17 protein-coding genes, 3 tRNA genes and 1 rRNA gene are annotated in these 15,184 nt (G+C 68.1%); 1 reads left to right on the top strand and 20 read right to left on the bottom strand.

The window, feature by feature from the left end:
• The 11 genes from ACIQ51_RS09935 to ACIQ51_RS09885 form a co-directional block, all read right to left on the bottom strand.
• Positions 1–194 (bottom strand): 16S ribosomal RNA (locus tag ACIQ51_RS09935); the annotation flags it as partial.
• 552 nt (positions 195–746) lie between these two features.
• A tRNA-Lys gene (locus tag ACIQ51_RS09930) sits at positions 747–818 on the bottom strand.
• Between the two features lie 36 nt (positions 819–854).
• A tRNA-Arg gene (locus ACIQ51_RS09925) sits at positions 855–928 on the bottom strand.
• 66 nt (positions 929–994) lie between these two features.
• Positions 995–1,068 (bottom strand) — tRNA-Pro (locus ACIQ51_RS09920).
• Positions 1,069–1,123: 55 nt separating this feature from the next.
• Positions 1,124–1,834 carry a non-canonical purine NTP pyrophosphatase gene (locus tag ACIQ51_RS09915; protein ID WP_396204879.1) on the bottom strand — a complete coding sequence of 237 codons (711 nt, stop codon included), beginning with the start codon at positions 1,832–1,834 and terminating at the stop codon, positions 1,124–1,126.
• Positions 1,831–2,568, bottom strand: a complete 738-nt coding sequence (gene rph / locus ACIQ51_RS09910; RefSeq protein WP_396204881.1) for a ribonuclease PH — start codon at positions 2,566–2,568, stop codon at positions 1,831–1,833. The genes ACIQ51_RS09915 and rph overlap by 4 nt, the downstream gene beginning before the upstream one ends.
• Before the next feature lie 13 nt (positions 2,569–2,581).
• Positions 2,582–3,070, bottom strand: a complete 489-nt coding sequence (rfaE2, locus tag ACIQ51_RS09905) for a D-glycero-beta-D-manno-heptose 1-phosphate adenylyltransferase (protein ID WP_396204878.1) — start codon at positions 3,068–3,070, stop codon at positions 2,582–2,584.
• Complete coding sequence (locus ACIQ51_RS09900; protein WP_396204877.1) at positions 3,064–3,639, bottom strand: LptE family protein; 576 nt, start codon at positions 3,637–3,639, stop codon at positions 3,064–3,066. The genes rfaE2 and ACIQ51_RS09900 overlap by 7 nt, the downstream gene beginning before the upstream one ends.
• Positions 3,614–4,315, bottom strand: coding sequence for a hypothetical protein (locus ACIQ51_RS09895; RefSeq protein ID WP_396204876.1), 702 nt, complete (start codon positions 4,313–4,315; stop codon positions 3,614–3,616). The genes ACIQ51_RS09900 and ACIQ51_RS09895 overlap by 26 nt, the downstream gene beginning before the upstream one ends.
• Complete coding sequence (locus ACIQ51_RS09890) at positions 4,312–6,078, bottom strand: peptidylprolyl isomerase (RefSeq protein WP_396204875.1); 1,767 nt, start codon at positions 6,076–6,078, stop codon at positions 4,312–4,314. Before ACIQ51_RS09890 ends, ACIQ51_RS09895 begins: the two co-directional genes overlap by 4 nt.
• Complete coding sequence (locus ACIQ51_RS09885; protein WP_396204874.1) at positions 6,075–6,515, bottom strand: acyl-CoA thioesterase; 441 nt, start codon at positions 6,513–6,515, stop codon at positions 6,075–6,077. Before ACIQ51_RS09885 ends, ACIQ51_RS09890 begins: the two co-directional genes overlap by 4 nt.
• Positions 6,516–6,623: 108 nt before the next feature.
• Between ACIQ51_RS09885 and ACIQ51_RS09880 the strand changes: the two genes are divergently transcribed.
• Positions 6,624–7,400 carry a UDP-2,3-diacylglucosamine diphosphatase gene (locus ACIQ51_RS09880; RefSeq protein ID WP_396204873.1) on the top strand — a complete coding sequence of 259 codons (777 nt, stop codon included), beginning with the start codon at positions 6,624–6,626 and terminating at the stop codon, positions 7,398–7,400.
• On the opposite strand, the gene murI is transcribed toward ACIQ51_RS09880, so the two are convergent.
• From murI to rbfA, 9 genes are all read right to left on the bottom strand, one after another.
• The gene (gene murI, locus ACIQ51_RS09875; protein WP_396204872.1) at positions 7,341–8,144 is read right to left on the bottom strand and encodes a glutamate racemase; all 804 of its coding nucleotides are present in this window, start codon (positions 8,142–8,144) and stop codon (positions 7,341–7,343) included. The two genes, ACIQ51_RS09880 and murI, sit on opposite strands and share 60 nt — an antisense overlap.
• 66 nt (positions 8,145–8,210) lie before the next feature.
• On the bottom strand, positions 8,211–8,810 hold the full coding sequence (locus ACIQ51_RS09870) for a hypothetical protein (protein WP_396204871.1): 600 nt from the start codon (positions 8,808–8,810) through the stop codon (positions 8,211–8,213).
• Positions 8,811–8,824: 14 nt separating this feature from the next.
• Positions 8,825–9,214, bottom strand: a complete 390-nt coding sequence (locus ACIQ51_RS09865) for a RidA family protein (RefSeq protein ID WP_396204870.1) — start codon at positions 9,212–9,214, stop codon at positions 8,825–8,827.
• Between the two features lie 31 nt (positions 9,215–9,245).
• The gene (locus ACIQ51_RS09860; protein WP_396204869.1) at positions 9,246–10,049 is read right to left on the bottom strand and encodes a TatD family hydrolase; all 804 of its coding nucleotides are present in this window, start codon (positions 10,047–10,049) and stop codon (positions 9,246–9,248) included.
• A 16-nt stretch (positions 10,050–10,065) separates the two neighbouring features.
• Positions 10,066–11,082 (bottom strand): protein translocase subunit SecF, encoded by a 1,017-nt coding sequence (gene secF, locus ACIQ51_RS09855; protein ID WP_396204868.1) that lies wholly within the window; start codon positions 11,080–11,082, stop codon positions 10,066–10,068.
• Positions 11,083–11,089: 7 nt separating this feature from the next.
• Positions 11,090–12,769, bottom strand: a complete 1,680-nt coding sequence (secD, locus tag ACIQ51_RS09850) for a protein translocase subunit SecD (RefSeq protein ID WP_396204867.1) — start codon at positions 12,767–12,769, stop codon at positions 11,090–11,092.
• A gap of 82 nt (positions 12,770–12,851) precedes the next feature.
• Positions 12,852–13,814 (bottom strand): bifunctional riboflavin kinase/FAD synthetase, encoded by a 963-nt coding sequence (locus ACIQ51_RS09845; RefSeq protein ID WP_396204866.1) that lies wholly within the window; start codon positions 13,812–13,814, stop codon positions 12,852–12,854.
• Complete coding sequence (gene truB, locus ACIQ51_RS09840) at positions 13,811–14,740, bottom strand: tRNA pseudouridine(55) synthase TruB (protein WP_396204865.1); 930 nt, start codon at positions 14,738–14,740, stop codon at positions 13,811–13,813. Before truB ends, ACIQ51_RS09845 begins: the two co-directional genes overlap by 4 nt.
• A 14-nt stretch (positions 14,741–14,754) precedes the next feature.
• A complete protein-coding gene (rbfA, locus tag ACIQ51_RS09835; protein WP_396204864.1) occupies positions 14,755–15,177 on the bottom strand; it encodes a 30S ribosome-binding factor RbfA in 423 nt (140 codons plus the stop codon).
• Positions 15,178–15,184 lie beyond the last annotated feature (7 nt).

Raw genomic sequence — 15,184 nt, 5'->3', positions numbered from 1 at the left:
TCCTTGCCAGGCGATGCCACCCGACAAGCGTATGCGGTATTACCCGGCCGTTGGGCCGGCTATCCCCCAGAGTACGGCAGATTGCTCACGTGTTACGCACCCGTTCGCCGGTTACCCTTGCGGGCCCCCGTGACTTGCATGTGTTAAGCACGCCGCCAGCGTTCGTCCTGAGCCAGGATCAAACTCTCCAATGGTTACCCTTTGGAGCCCTTTGATAGGCTCTCCCATGCGATCCAACCCGCAGGCCGATCGACACGGAATCACAGAAATTCAGGTTGATGTCTCGCCACAGCCCTGATCAGCCGTGGGTCATCGACACCGCCCCGCACATCCTTCGATCTCATCTTCGATTGTCAAATAGCGTCCTGCTATCGAAACGTAACCGCTTGCGGTCACGTGACTTACTCTTGTTGTGGTTGCCGCTGGTTCAGCGGCAGCCCATATACTTACTGCGGTGTCACGAGTTTGTCAACACCCGCTCGCGACTTTCTTGCCGCTCCGGCCGGCTGCGATCCGCTCGCGCCAACACCAGGAGGTCCGCGGTGTGTCCAGCGATCGAACAACATGGACACCGATGCGGGGTCGGTACCTTCGCCGTTTCCGCGACCGGGCGCAAGCCCCTCGCGACCAACGAACAGGCGAGGCGCTCTGCCCTCGCGCCCCCGCCGGCGACAGAATGGTCGCCCCTGCCTCTCCATGCTACCGAAAAAAAAACCGCGGCGGCCGCTCTCGCGACCGCCGCGAAGTGCACCCTCTAGGACTCGAACCTAGAACCTACTGATTAAGAGTCAGCTGCTCCACCATTGAGCTAAGGGTGCGGTGTCCTACTCCCGCAGCACTACCCTGACAGCGAGCGCGCCAGGAGGGATTCGAACCCCCGACCAACAGCTTAGAAGGCTGCCGCTCTATCCATCTGAGCTACTGGCGCCTACACACGCTTGGTCACCCTTACGGGTACCTGACGAACTTCCACCTCCCACAAACCTCGCGGGAATCGGGGCGGCCGGATTCGAACCGGCGACCTCCTGCTCCCAAAGCAGGCGCGATACCGGGCTACGCTACGCCCCGCACATCAGCACCGCCTTCCAGCGGTGGGGTATCTTATCCCGAGCACGCCCCGAGGTCAACTACCTGTCGTAAAGAATCTCGGGTCCACACAGGCGCGCATCCGCGCGTCCAACGCCGTGAGCAACGCGCCAAACGCGCGACCGCGATGACTGACGCGAGCCTTCGCCGCCCCATCGACCTCCGCGAACGTCGCGCCAAGATCATCCGAGAGAAAATACGGATCGTAGCCGAACCCCCCTGAACCACGCGGCGCGACCAGCAATGTTCCCGAGGTCGTCCCATGCACCACCAGCTCGCCCTCAGGCCACACGCACGCCGCCGCACATACGTACTGCGCCGTTCGCTCCGTCCGGCCGTGCGCCGCGGCCTCCTGCAACCGTTCCAACAGGAACTGATTGTTGAACGCGTCGAGTGCGGCCCCCTCGAGCGCGCTGCCCGACCAGCGCTTGCTGAAGACGCCAGGCCGTCCGTTGAGCGCCGCCACCACCAGCCCGGAATCGTCGGCCACGACGGGCCGCCCGGTCTTTGCCGCAAACCAGCGCGCTTTGGCCAAGGCGTTCGCCTCGAAGCTGTCGTGCACCTCGAGGAGTGCCTCCTCCGGCACCTCCGGTACGCCCACCATATCGAGCGTCACGGCACGCCACCCATGCTGCGCCACGAGGGGCCCCAGCTCCCGCAGCTTTCCCGCACTGCGCGTGGCGAGTACGAGTTCGCCGCGCGCCGGCACATCGCTCGCTCCCGCCGGGGGGCGCGGCGCAGTACTCACGCCTCGACGGGCACGGGAAGCGCCGTGGCCAGCACCTGCTGCTGTCGCTGATCGAGCGACGTAATTCCCTGCACCGCGAGATCGAGCAATGCGGTGAGCTCGTCGCGCGCGAAGGTGCCGTGTTCACCGGTGCCCTGCACCTCCACAAAGCGCCCCTCGCTGCTCATCACCACGTTCATGTCGACGCCCGCCCGCACATCTTCCTCGTAGTCGAGATCAAGGCGCGCCTCGCCGTCGATCACTCCCACGCTGATGGCCGCCACGCGACGGCGCACCGGCGACACGGGCAACCGCCCGGTGGCCACCATCCAGGCAAAGGCGTCATGCACCGCCACACAGGCGCCGGTGATGGCCGCGGTCCGCGTCCCCCCGTCGGCCTGCAGCACGTCGCAGTCCACCTTCACGGTGAACTCGCCGAAGGCAAACCCGTCGAGCATGGCGCGGACACTGCGCCCGATGAGCCGCTGGATTTCCTGCGTGCGCCCGCCGATCTGCGACCGTTCACGCGAAACGCGCGTGCGTGTGGCACGCGGCAGCATCGCATACTCGGCCGTCACCCAACCCTCCCCGCTTCCCTTCTTCCATCCCGGCACGCCGGCTTCGACCGACGCCGCGCAGAGTACACGGGTACGCCCGAAACTCACGAGGCAGCTCCCCTCCGCGTACGGCACCGCGCCGCGCTCGAGCGTCACGGGACGGAGATCGGCATTGGTGCGCACGAGACGCGGGACCACGACGGCAGGTGAATCAGCCACGAAGCTTCTCGATGATGGAGGTGGTGGATTGTCCGCGGACGAGCGGCACAACGACCACGCGACCACCGCGGGCCGTCACGACATCGCCGCCGGCGATCGCGTCGGGCGAATAGTCGCCCCCCTTCACGATCACGTCGGGCTGCAACTGCTGCACAAGGGCAAGCGGCGTGTCTTCCTCGAACACGACGACGGCATCGACGGCTTCGAGCCCCGCCAGCACCAGCGCACGCTCGGCCGTGGAGCGCACAGGCCGTGAGGGACCCTTGAGCCGTTTGACCGACGCATCGCTGTTGAGCCCCACGATGAGAGCGGCCCCCTCGCGTCGCGCCATGTCGAGCACTTCGATATGCCCGGGATGGAGCAGATCGAATACGCCGTTGGTGAACACGACGGTACCGTGCACCGTCTTCCGCCACGATGCGGCGGTCTCCCAGTCCATGACCTTCGTCGCGGGAACGCGCGGCGCCACACGCGTCACCATTGGGATTGCAGGCCCTCGACGATGTCGGTCATCAGGCTCTCGAGCGCGTTGCGACGTCCGTTCGCCTCCGCACCCTCGGCGTACTGGCCCTCGCGCGACAACCCCTTCTTCGTGAGCAATGCGCGACTGGTGGCCGTCTCCACGATTTCGATGTCGACGGTGATCTGAAGTCGGCGACGATTCGACGTGGTGTTGCGGCCATCGGCCGAGGCGCCGAGCGGAAGATCCACGTCGTAGGTGATGATGGTCCCGCGAACGACCAGATCGGCGCGCGCCTCAGGAGCCTCGCGCAAATTGAGCCGGTCCCGCATCACGGTACGCAGCTGCTCAAAAATCTCGCGCTGCAATTCAGGGGTCGCGGTCTGGTTGTCGAACGGCTGGATCGCGACCGTCTTGAGGTTCTTGGGGAGCCCGCCGCCGCCAGAAAAGCCATAGCACGCAGACAGGACCCCCGTGACCGCAACGGTCAGCAGGGCGCGGCGTGTGAGCCCCCCACCGCTGGACGCGTAGCGGCGGTGAACGGGTTCGTGCGCGGCGGACCGCTCAACGGCGACGCCAGATGGCCTCATCAAATCCCTCGACGACGGAAGTATCGGTCACGGCAATGGACAGACGTCGCTTGCCGCGCTCATGAACATACTGCACCTGCAAAGGGCCGTCCCCCTGTCGCCCGCGGGTCATCCACTCCACCACGCGACCATCCTCGATCCGATCGACCCGCGCCAACATCGTGCCGGCAAAGGCGACCCGCCACGCGCGTCCATCGGCGCCCGACGCATCGCGCCCCCGCAACGTCCCGAGATCGGCGCGCAGGGTATCGCCGTCCATACGCGCCATGGTGTCCGGCGTGGCCGGAACGGCGAGCCGTCCCAGCGAGGCCCAGAGGAGCGGCACCGGCGGCAGCATCCGCTTGACGAGGTCCACGCCGGGAATGGTGAGCGAGTCCCCCACGAGGATGGCGTACCCACCGGCCATGCCGTTGCTGAGGAAGAAATCAAGCCGTGCGCGATCAGGGCCCTGCCGCCGGACGGCGCCCTCACCCTTCGCTTCGAAGGTCTCGTCCTTATAGGTCCAGTTGAACCGCAGGATCGTTGGGGCCGTAGGCAATGCCGTCGGCGGCAGGACCGCCCGGATGGGGGCGCCCCCCAGCGGCCGTGCGGCCGGCGCACAGGCGGCCAGCGCACCGACGGCCAGCACACCGACGGCCAGCGCACCAGACCAACGGCCCCAGGCCACGGGCATCATGGGACGCGGATGCGCAGCATGTGATCGCCCTGCACCACCCGATCCATCACCTCGAAGCCGTCGATCACGCGTCCAAACACGGTGTACCCGCCATCGAGATGGGGCTGTGTAGAGTGGCACAGGTAATACTGGCTCCCGCCGGTGTCGGGACCGGCCGTGGCCAACCCAAGACAGCCCCGCCCGTGCCGACGACGGCTCCAGCTTTCGCGCAATGAGAACGCCGGGGCGCCCTCGCCACCCCCACGGCTGATATCACCGTCCTGTACGACAAAATTCGGTACCACCCGATGAAAGATGGTGTTCCGGTACAGACCCTGACGCGCGAGCCGAGTAAACGCCTCGACCACGAGCGGGGCGTCCATGGCGAAGAGCTCGAGCGTGATGGTGCCATGTTCGGTGTCGATGTACGCACGCGGCACGGTGTCGGCCCGCCAATAGCGCTGCACGAGCTCCTCGTACTCAGCCAAGGGGCGCGCGGCGGGCGGGCGGCTTCGCCCGCCCGCCGCCTGCTGATCCTCCGTCACGCTGTCGCGAATACCCAGCCGCGCGCGGGCCGTACGCCGGACCCGCGGATCCGGGTCATCCTGCAGGCGCCTGGCCACAACGCTGTCCCACGCCGCGCCGGGTTCACCGGCGCCGAGGGCGGCTACGCGGTATCGCCAATCCGCACTGCCGGCCCATGCCGTCTCCACGCCGGTCAAGAGCGGGAGTGCCAGCCGACGCACGTGTTGGAGCAGGACGCGTCGTGTGGCGAGCAGTGTGTCGGCGCTCCACGCGCGTTGCCACCGCTCGACATCGCGCGCGCCCACCTCGGCGAACACCTCGGCCGTGGCCACTCGCACATTGGGGGCAGCGTCGCGAAGCAGCGGCTCGATCACCTCGGCGAGTCGCGGACCATATGAGGCGGCGCTCTGCACGGCATTCACGCGTACGCGCTCACTGGCATCGCGCAGCAGTACCCGAAGCGCCGCGTGTGCCGAGTCCCCGAGGGAGTCGCCCGCAGCGGCCCGGTGTGCGGCGCGCGCGACGTACTGCCGGACCTCCTCGTCAGGATGCGACCGCACGGCGAGCATCGCACGGACACCGGCCGGGGCGCGCAGTCGCGCGACGACGTACGCCGCGGCACGGACCACCTGGGCTGACGAATCGGCAAGCCACGGAGTCACGAGGGCGATCGGCGCAGTCCGCAGCTTAACGGCGGCGAGGACCACGGCGGCGCGCACGGCCGGCACCCGTAGCGCCACGGGGCTGCCGGTCCGCGGCCTGGCCTGCTCATCACCGAGGGCCATGGTGATGACCGTACGCCCCATTTCCCCCATCTCGCCGAGCGCCCAGGCGGCTTCGCGGGCCACCGGATCGGGCGCGCCGGCGAGTGCCCTGGCGAGCGCCGGCACCGCCTCAAAATCCTTGGCAATGCCGAGCGCGTATGCGGCGTTGGCGGCGATGGCGGTATCGCCATCGAGCAGCAGCTGGCGCAGCCGCGGGTAGCGACGCTGGATGCGCGCCTGCCCGATGGCGAGGGCCGTGCGCGCCCGCCGCGTGGCATCCCCGTCGGCGAGCAGCGTGTCGACGAGGGCGGTGTCGGGGCGCCGCTGATCGACCATTTCCAGCAGGCGTGCATCGAGACTGATTGCTACCACGGCAGGCGCCACGACGGGAACGGTGGCCGGCCGCACACGGCCGGCGCACCCTGCAGCAAGCGCGGCTCCCAGGCTCACCGTGGCCACCGTGACCACTCGTACGGCGCGCATGCATTCGATCATGCGGCACCGTCCTGACTCAGGATGCGGCCCTGCATCGCGCGCTCGAGCCACGTGCGCACCTCGCGCGGCAGCGCCTCGAGGCGCCCCTCGCGATTGATCGACACGAGAGAGGTACTGGCGGAGACGAGCAGCGCGGCGTTGTCGGCGCGAACGATACGATAGGCGAACGACATGCCACGTGACCCGATGGCCGTCAATGACGTGTGCACGGCGATGGGATCATCGTACCGCGCCGACGCGTGGAAGCGCAGGGACGCGTCGGACACGGCGAGCAGCACCCCCTCGCGCTCGAGGTCTGCGTAGGAGCGGCCGGCGCGCCGGATGAAGTCGGTGCGCCCGATCTCGCACCACACGAGATAGTTCGCATGGTACACCACGCCCATCTGGTCGGTCTCGGCGTAGCGTACGCGCAACTCGGAAATGGTTTCGAAAGCCATGGGTGGAAGATGCGCAGCTCCGCGCGCGGGCGCACCCGTGTCCCGTCCCCGTCCCCGTCCACGAGCCGACGGTTTGTCGAGGGCGCCATCGGGCGTTAGACTGCCTGCGTGCTTCCAACTCCCTGCCACGTGATCGGCGACGTGCACCTTGGCGTGGCGTCCCCCGAATCCGAACGCGCTCTGATCCGGCTCTTCCGCGAGCTGCCTGGACAGTCGCGCACATTGGTCGTGATGGGGGATCTGTTCGATTTCTGGTTCTCGTGGCGCAAGGTGATGCCGCGCACCGGATTCCGCGTGCTGGCGGCGCTGGCCGACCTGCACGATGCCGGTATCGAGGTGCTGTGGATCGGCGGGAACCACGACTGCTGGAGTGGGGACGTGCTGACCGCGGAAACGGGCGCCCGCTACACGCTTGATCCGTGGCGCGGCAGGATCGGCGCCTGGGATGCGCTCCTCGCGCACGGCGACGGGCTTCGTGAGGTGGAGGATGCCCCGTACCGCCGGCTACGGCGCGTACTGCGGCACCCGTGGGCGAACGCGGCGTTCACCCTGCTGCACCCGGATCTCGCCACCGTGATCGCCGAACGCAGCTCGCACACGAGCCGGAAGGGGCGCGCACGGGACGGCGGCGCCGGACTGCTGGCCGTCGGCACCGCTGCCCTACGCCGGGCCGACGGTCCCCAGCTCGTGCTGCACGGTCACTCGCATGTGCCAACGCTCGTCCACGCGGGGGCGGGCGTGTACGGCAATGCGGGCGCCTGGTACCTCGACCAGCAGTACATCGTGATCGATGACGCGCAGATCACCCGTCGGGCGTGGCGCGACTCAGGTGAACACGTGGTGCTCGACGTACTCGAGCGGCCGATCGAGAAACCGGCTCCCTAGCCGGAGGAAATGCTGCGGCGCATCCGACGCCACCACGCGGTGGCGCGGCGCAACGCCCGCGTCGGCGAGCGTATCGGCGTCCCCGAGAATGGCGGCGAGTTCCGCGGCGGTTTCCTCCGCACTGTCGATCAGCGTGACGCCCGGTCCCAGTGCAGCCGAGAGGATGGGCCGCAGCAGCGGGTAGTGCGTGCACCCCAGAACCACCGTGTCCACCCCTGCTGCGCGAAGCGGCGCGAGGTATTCCTGGGCAATCAGTCTGGTGGCGGGATGATCGATGAGCCCTTCCTCGACGAGCGGCACGAAGAGAGGACAGGCCACGGGCACGACCTCAATCGTGGATGCGATGGCGGTCAGCGCGGCCGTGTACGCACCTGACGCGATGGTCCCGGCGGTCGCGATGACTCCCACGGGACCACGCACCGTGGCGCGGCTGGCGGCGCGCGCACCGGGTTCGATCACGCCAATCACGGGTACCGGGAGCGCTTCGCGCAGCGCGGTGAGGGCATGCGCCGTGGCGGTGTTGCAGGCGACCACGACGGCCTTTACACCCTGGTCAACCAGCCACTCGCCGATCTGCAGCGCATAGCGCTGCACCGTGGTCGCGCTCTTGGGGCCATACGGCACACGCGCCGTGTCCCCGACGTACACGAGTGACTCCGCCGGCAGGCGGCGCATGAGGGCGCGCGCCACGGTGAGTCCACCGAGCCCCGAGTCGAAGACGCCGACGGGTGCGTTGTTCGCCATGAGGATCTTTCGCAGGGCCGCCGAGCGGCGCGATCAGGGGGCGATCAGGGGGCGATCAGGGGGCGATCAGAAACGCAGGGTAGCCATGACCATCGGGCCCACGCGGGAGGGCATAGCGGAGAACTGCACCGGCATATCCCATAGTTGTGCGGCCACGAAGGCATCGGCGCCGGCGAACAGGTGGTTGAACGCCACCACGGCCAGCCAGTCCTCCAGGTGAAGCCTGCGGGTCCGGATGAGCGCCCCGTCATACCGCGTGGTATAGGTGCCCGACCGGACGAGCGTGTCTCCAGACACCGTGAAGTTGCCCGGGAGCGTGTCAGTGCGCAGTTGCCGCGCTTCCCGCAGGTCGGCGTTACTGCGACGCAACATGACCAGCGCCGACAGTTCGACCGCCGCGAACAGTGCCCCGGAGGATCCGCGATCGAGCCGCGACTGCCCAAGCCCAGGCAGCATCGACGAGTAGAGAAAGGCCCGCCGCGGGGTAAGCGGCGGTGTGAAGCGGGATGGCAGGGCCGGCGCGGTGCGCGGTCGGGGGCCGCGACCCGTCGTGTCACGGAGTGCCGTGCGCGCGCTGTCGGCGCCCTGCGCCGATAGCGCGCCGGGCATGGCCGACCACACGCTGACGGCGAAGGCAAGCGACCAGGATGGCAGGCACCGGAACATGCCGATGATACTCCTCAGCGAGGCGGAAGAGCCGCCACGAGTTCCACTTCGACGCTCACGTTGCGCGGGAGCCCGGCCACCGCCACTGTGGAGCGCGCCGGGCGCGCCTCACCGAGGACTCGGGCGTACACGCCGTTGAACGAAGCGAAATCGTCCATGGAGCGAAGGAAACAGGTCGTCTTCACGACGTCGTTCCAAGTGGCACCGGCTTCCGCCAGCACGGCACTCAGGTTGGCGAGCACCTGCTCGGTCTGGGCCGCCACATCGCCCTCCACGATCTCCATGCTCACCGGATGGAGGGGGATCTGCCCCGCGGTGAAGAGAAAGCCATTGGCCTTCACGGCCTGGGCGTAGGGGCCGATGGCCTTGGGAGCGTTGTCGGTGTGCAGCGTTTCGATGCTCATGAGCGGAATCGAACGGGGTGACCGGCGCGTTTCAAGCGCCGGGGAGGCGAAAGAATCGCTGCGTGTTGCGCAGCGTGATGTCGGCGAGCGCGTCCGTGGTGGTCCCCCGGACTTCGGCAAGCCGCCGGAGGGTGAACGGCACCCACGATGACTCGTTGCGCTTGCCCCGATGGGGGACCGGCGCGAGGTACGGGGCGTCGGACTCCACCAGCAGCCGCTCGTCGGGCACACAGGTGAGCAGGGCGAGGTCCGTCCAATTCCTGAACGTGACGATGCCGCTGAACGACACATGCCAACCAGCGGCGAGCCCAGCCTCGGCGAGAGCCACCGAACCGGTGAAGCAGTGCAGCACGCCGCGAATGCCGGCGGACGCGGCCTGGCGCAGCATGTCGAGCGTGTCGTCTTCCGCTTCGCGGGTGTGCAACACGATGGGCCGATCGAGTTCGGCCGCGAGGTCGAGCTGGGCGTCGAGGGTCCGGCGCTGCACCTCGCGCGGCGCATGATCATAGTGGTAATCGAGCCCGCATTCCCCGACGGCGACGGCGCCCAGCGACACGGCGAGGCGGATGGCCTCGGGGTCGCGAACCTCGTCCCAGCTGGCGGCATCATGCGGATGCACGCCACAGGTATGCGACACGAGATCCGGGTGGCGCCCAGCGATCACGCGCGCGCGCTCGGCGGCAGCCGCCGACTCCCCGATACAGACGAGGGCCCGCGCTCCAGCGGCGCGGGCCCGTTCAATCGCGGCCTCCACATCGTCTGTGAAGGCCGCGCTGGCCAGATGCACGTGGCTGTCAGCAAACGCCACCGGCTCCGGCTGAATCGTCTTGCTCACGCGTTCGTAGCGCGCGTCAGCGCGCGGCGAGGCGCTCCGCGCCACGACCGCCACGGGTGCTGGGCGGCGTGGTGTCCTTGCCTGCCTTGGCGGCAAGCGCGGTGGCGCTGTCGTCGTTCCGCGGGTACTTGGACTCGATCCAGAGGAGGATCGGGCCGGCCACGTAGATCGACGAGAAGGTTGCCACAATGACACCGAACGCCATGACCCAGGCAAACGGGCGGATGACTTCGCCGGCGAGCACGAGCAGCGCGAGCGTTGCCGCCAACACGGTCGCGTGGGTCATGATCGAGCGCGGCAGCGTCTCATTGATCGAGCGGTCGAGCAGCTGGCCGAGCGTCAGCCCCTTGTGCGGCTTCTTCAGGTTCTCGCGAACGCGATCGAAGATGATGATCGTATCGTTGGCCGAATAGCCGAGCAGCGTGAGGATGGCCGCCACGACGGTGAGCGACACCTCGATGTGGAACAGCTTGATGAATGCGAAGGTGACCAGAATATCGTGCGCGGTGGCCAACACGGCGGCGGCGCCGAACCGCCAGTCGAAGCGAATGGCGAGATAGATCAGCGTAAAGAGCGACGCAATGAGCATGGCCATGGCTGCGCCCGAGCGCAGTTCACTACCGACCTTGGGGCCGACGGCCTCGGTGCGGAGGATACTCACGTTGCCCGTCCCGAACTGACCATCGAGGGCGGCCTGAATCTGCTTGGACACGCCTTCGGCACCGGCGGCCTGCGACTCCACCTGCTTCTCGTCGCGGGCACGAATGGTGTAGTCCGTAGCGGCGCCGTACTGCTGGATTTCGGCCCCGGTAATGCCGGCCTTGTCGAGCGTACTACGGACGAGGGACACGTCGGGCACCTGCTTGAACTGCACCTGCATGAGGGTGCCGCCGGTGAACTCGATGCTGTAGTTCACGCCGCCCGTCACGCCGAACGTCACCAGGCCCGCCATGATGAACGCGACGGTGAGGATGACGGCAAGCTTCCAATGCTTGATGAACTCGTACGTGGTGTTGTGGAAGATGCGCAGCATGACGGCCTCAGATGCTCAGCGTCTGGGTACCGCGCGCGCGGTTCAACCAGACCAGGAAGAAAGTCTTGCTCACGAAGATCGACGTGAACAGCGAGGCCACGAGGCCCGCAACGAGCGTGACGGCAAAGCCGCGCACCGGGCCGGTCCCGTACTGGTACAGCACCATGCCGGACAGGATCGTGGCGGCAGAGGTATCGACGATGGCGCTGAGCGCGTGCCGGAAGCCCTCGTCGATCGACAGACGCACCGACTTGCCCTGCTCGAGCTCTTCCCGGATACGTTCGAAGATCAGCACGTTGGCGTCGACCGCGATACCGATGGAGAGCACGAAGCCGGCAAGGCCGGGGAGCGTGAGGACGGCATTGAACCCGGCGAGCATAGCGAGCGTGTACACGAGGTACAGCATCAATCCCGCCACCGCGAGCGCTCCGGAGAAGCGGTAGTACCCAATCATGATCAGCAGCACGAGGCCGAACGCCGCCACGAGAGCGATGATGCCCTTATTGATGGAGTCGTTTCCGAGGCTGGCGCCGATCTGGCGCACCTCGGCGACCTTGAGCGGCACCGGCAGCGCACCGGCGCGCAGAACGAGCGCCAAGTCCTGCGCCGCCTGCAGTGTGCCGCCCCCCAGCGTGATCTGGCCGTTGCGGCCGATCGCGCTCTGCAGCACCGGCGCCGTGATGACGCGCTGGTCAAGCACGATGGCCATGTTGTCCTTCACGTGCTTGCCCGTTTCGACCTTGAAGCGACGAGCGCCCTCGTTGTTGAGGGTGAACTGCACCACATTGCCTTCCACCGGGTCGGTGTTGGGGCGGGCATCGGTGAGCACCTCACCGGTGATGATCGGACGCGCGTCGAGCACGTAGAGGGCACGGAAGCGCTGCGCGCCATTGGCGAGCGAATCCACCCCCCAGCGCATCACCTTGCCCGGCGGCATGGCGGCCTGAATGGCCGGCGACTGCAGCGCCTGATCGATGGCGGGGAACGCCGCCTCGGGGACGATGTACTGTCCCGGGATCTGTCCCGACTGCACGTTGGTGGAGAAGAGGCCACCGCTCACCGGCGCCGGCGTCTTGCTCGCGCTGTCGCCGCCCGTGGTTCCGGCGACCACCGTGCTGTCCGTGGTGCTGTCGGCCTTCTGCGTGAGCAGCGACGTGACCGTGCCGGGCTTCGCGGAATCGGCACCGGCCACCTTGGCCTCGGCGGTCGACCCGACGGCGATGCCCTGCGCCTTCGCGATTTCGTCGAAGCGGCCCATGACCTTCTCGAGCGCGCCCGTCTTGTCAGTAATCTGGAACTCGAGGAAGGCGGACTTCTGCACCACCGACTGCGCACGCTCGGCATCATCGATGCCGGGGAGCTCCACGATGATGCGATCTTCGCCGACCTTTTGCACGACCGGTTCCGCCACGCCGAATTCGTCGATGCGCTGGCGCACGACCTTGAGCGCCCGATCGAGCGCCTCAGACTTGTTGGCGACCTGCTGCTTCGACTCGTCGATTTCGAGCGTGAGGTTCATGCCGCCCTGGAGGTCGAGGCCGCGCTTGAGCGGGACCCGCCGAACGGTGTCGTACACGAACACGCCATCGCGCTTCACCCGTTCGACGACGGTGCGCGGAAAGAGGGCCCATGCAGAGGCCGCGAGGAGTCCTACGATCAGCAGGACGCGGTACTTCAGGTTTGCCATCGATGCCGGTGGCCAGGGGGAATGTCAGCGCGCCATATGGATAGGCGCCAGAACAGGCGCACACTGCGCCAAGCCCCTTAACTTAGAGAGGCGCTGCCGTGTGCGGTAGCCAGTCCCCTACCCCATGAGCCAAGGCCGTACGCGCGTCCCGCTCGTCCTGGGCCAGTTGCGCCTTGAGTGCCTCCAGCCCATTGAACGGGCGCGTGCCGCGGAGATAGCGCACGAAGTCGAGCCGGACGTGGGCACCGTACCAGTCACGTGATGCGTCGAAGACGTGGGTTTCCACCTGGCGCCGGTCGTCGCCCACCGTCGGCCGCGGGCCCAGATTCAGCATGCCCCCAAACTCCCCCTCAGGGAGTTGCACCCGTACCGCATACACACCGTCGGGGGGCAGCAGCTTCCGCGCAGACACCGGCCGCAGATTGAGCGTGGGAAAGCCGATGGTGCGGCCGCGCTGGTCGCCCCGCACCACGACCCCCGACAGGCTATAGGGGCGCCCCAGCCCGGCCGCCGCGCTGGCGAGATCGCCGCCCGCCACCGCCCGCCGAATGGCCGTAGAGCTGATCGCATGCCCGTCGGCGGCGAACACGGGGGGCAGCACCGTCACCTGAAAGCCGCGGCGCACGCCAAGGCTGCGCAGCACCTCGATGTCCCCCATGCGTCCGCGGCCGAACCCGTGGTCGTGCCCCACGAGCAGCTCACGCATGGCGAACCGCTCCAACAGCACCTCGTCAACGAAGCGTTCGGCCTCGAATGCCGCCAGCGCGCGGGTGAACGGCAGCACCGCCACATAGGACACGCCTGCTTGGGCGAAGATGGCGAGCTTCTCGCTGCGCTCCGTGAGCAGCGGCGGCGCGGCGGCCGGATTGACCACCTCGAGCGGATGCGGATCGAAGGTGACCACCACACTCGGGACCCCGCGCGCCTCGGCGTGCCGCACGAGCGTGGCGAGCACGTCGAGATGCCCGCGGTGCACGCCATCGAAGGTCCCCACGGTGATCACGGCGCCGTCGGGCAGCGGCAGGCCAATGGACGCGCCAGTCATGCTTCCGGTTCTCCGAGCAACACGACCCGCGGCTGCCACCGATCGTGAGCGATGCGTTCCGCCATGGCCACGACGTCTCCATCCCTCAAGAGCGCGGCGCGCGCTCCACTGACCGTGGCGCGGACAGGACGGCCGTGCTGCAGATCCTTGAGCTGCGCCTCATCGAGGGGCTGGTGGGCGACGGCGCCCAGTGCCGGAACCGGCGACTGCAGGGCGACAACGCCGTCGAGGATCGCCCCGGGGGCCAGCTGCTCGAGCGCCACCGCCTGCGAGAGTTGCACGGGCCCGCTGGCCAGCCGGCGCAGGGTTCCGCAATGCGCGGCGCTGTGCATGGCCCGTCCGAGATCCCGGGCGAGCGCTCGGATGTACGTACCAGGACCGCAGGTGATTCGCGTCGTGAGCGCGTCCCCACTGGCGCTCACCCAGTCCCAGTGGTCGACGCGCACGGTCACCGCGGGAAGCGCCACGGGCTCGCCCCGGCGCGCGAGGTCGTAGGCCCGACGGCCGTCCACATGCTTTGCCGAATAGACCGGTGGAATCTGTGCGATGGCGCCGGTGAGCTGCGCCTCGGCCGCGAGGCGATCCGCGCTCATCGGGTCTGTCAGCCACTCGATCGGCGGCAACTCCGCTGTACGCCCCGTGACACCCGTGGCATCATCGGTGTCGGTCTCGTGCCCGAACCGGATCGTCGTCTCATAGACCTTCGGATCCCCCACGATGTGGGGGAGCAACCGCGTGCACGACCCGACGGCCAGCACGAGCAGACCCGTAGCGAAGGGATCGAGGGTCCCGGCATGGCCGACCCGCCGGGTCCGCGCCGCGCGCCGCACGATCGCGACCACATCGTGCGACGAGACGCCAGCCGGTTTATCGACGAAGAGCAGCCCCGACGTGCGCCGGGTGCCCTGTTCGGGCGCGGGCGGCACGAGCGCGCCTCCACTCACTCCGCAGACGGCACGTCGACGGACGGCGCGTCGTCTTCCGACCTGGGCTCGCGCTGTTCGCGCTGCTCACGCTCGTCACGGATCTGTGCGAGCAGTGTTTCGATACGGCCGGCGCGCGCGACGCTTTCATCGGTCCGGAAATGGATCTCCGGGGCCGAGCGCAGGCGGAGCGACTTGCCCAGCCGCGACCGGAGGTGGCTGGCCACGCTGGCCAGCCCCTCAACGGTCGACTTCTTGTCGGCATCGTCACCCATGAGGCTGACGAACACCGTCGCATGCCGAAGGTCTCGCGTCACATCGACCGCTGTCACGGTGACGAACGCGCGGATGCGCGGATCCTTCGCGCCTTCCGACAGGAAGGTCGCGACCTCCTCGCGAATCGCCTCGGCGACGCGGTCAGGACGCCGCGGTTCGCCCATGTTCCCT

The organism is Gemmatimonas sp. (genome assembly GCF_044344655.1).
Classification (GTDB): domain Bacteria; phylum Gemmatimonadota; class Gemmatimonadetes; order Gemmatimonadales; family Gemmatimonadaceae; genus Gemmatimonas.
This window is presented reverse-complemented; position numbering and strand designations above follow the sequence as displayed.

Coding starts and splice junctions, on each gene's coding strand:
- murI (WP_396204872.1), bottom strand. CDS start 8,144: ATGGCGAACAACGCACCCGTCGGCGTCTTCGACTCGGGGCTCGGTGGA.
- ACIQ51_RS09890 (WP_396204875.1), bottom strand. CDS start 6,078: ATGATCGAATGCATGCGCGCCGTACGAGTGGTCACGGTGGCCACGGTG.
- ACIQ51_RS09895 (WP_396204876.1), bottom strand. CDS start 4,315: ATGATGCCCGTGGCCTGGGGCCGTTGGTCTGGTGCGCTGGCCGTCGGT.
- ACIQ51_RS09900 (WP_396204877.1), bottom strand. CDS start 3,639: ATGAGGCCATCTGGCGTCGCCGTTGAGCGGTCCGCCGCGCACGAACCC.
- ACIQ51_RS09865 (WP_396204870.1), bottom strand. CDS start 9,214: ATGAGCATCGAAACGCTGCACACCGACAACGCTCCCAAGGCCATCGGC.
- secF (WP_396204868.1), bottom strand. CDS start 11,082: ATGCTGCGCATCTTCCACAACACCACGTACGAGTTCATCAAGCATTGG.
- ACIQ51_RS09845 (WP_396204866.1), bottom strand. CDS start 13,814: ATGACTGGCGCGTCCATTGGCCTGCCGCTGCCCGACGGCGCCGTGATC.
- ACIQ51_RS09885 (WP_396204874.1), bottom strand. CDS start 6,515: ATGGCTTTCGAAACCATTTCCGAGTTGCGCGTACGCTACGCCGAGACC.
- rbfA (WP_396204864.1), bottom strand. CDS start 15,177: ATGGGCGAACCGCGGCGTCCTGACCGCGTCGCCGAGGCGATTCGCGAG.
- rfaE2 (WP_396204878.1), bottom strand. CDS start 3,070: ATGGTGACGCGTGTGGCGCCGCGCGTTCCCGCGACGAAGGTCATGGAC.
- ACIQ51_RS09870 (WP_396204871.1), bottom strand. CDS start 8,810: ATGTTCCGGTGCCTGCCATCCTGGTCGCTTGCCTTCGCCGTCAGCGTG.
- secD (WP_396204867.1), bottom strand. CDS start 12,769: ATGGCAAACCTGAAGTACCGCGTCCTGCTGATCGTAGGACTCCTCGCG.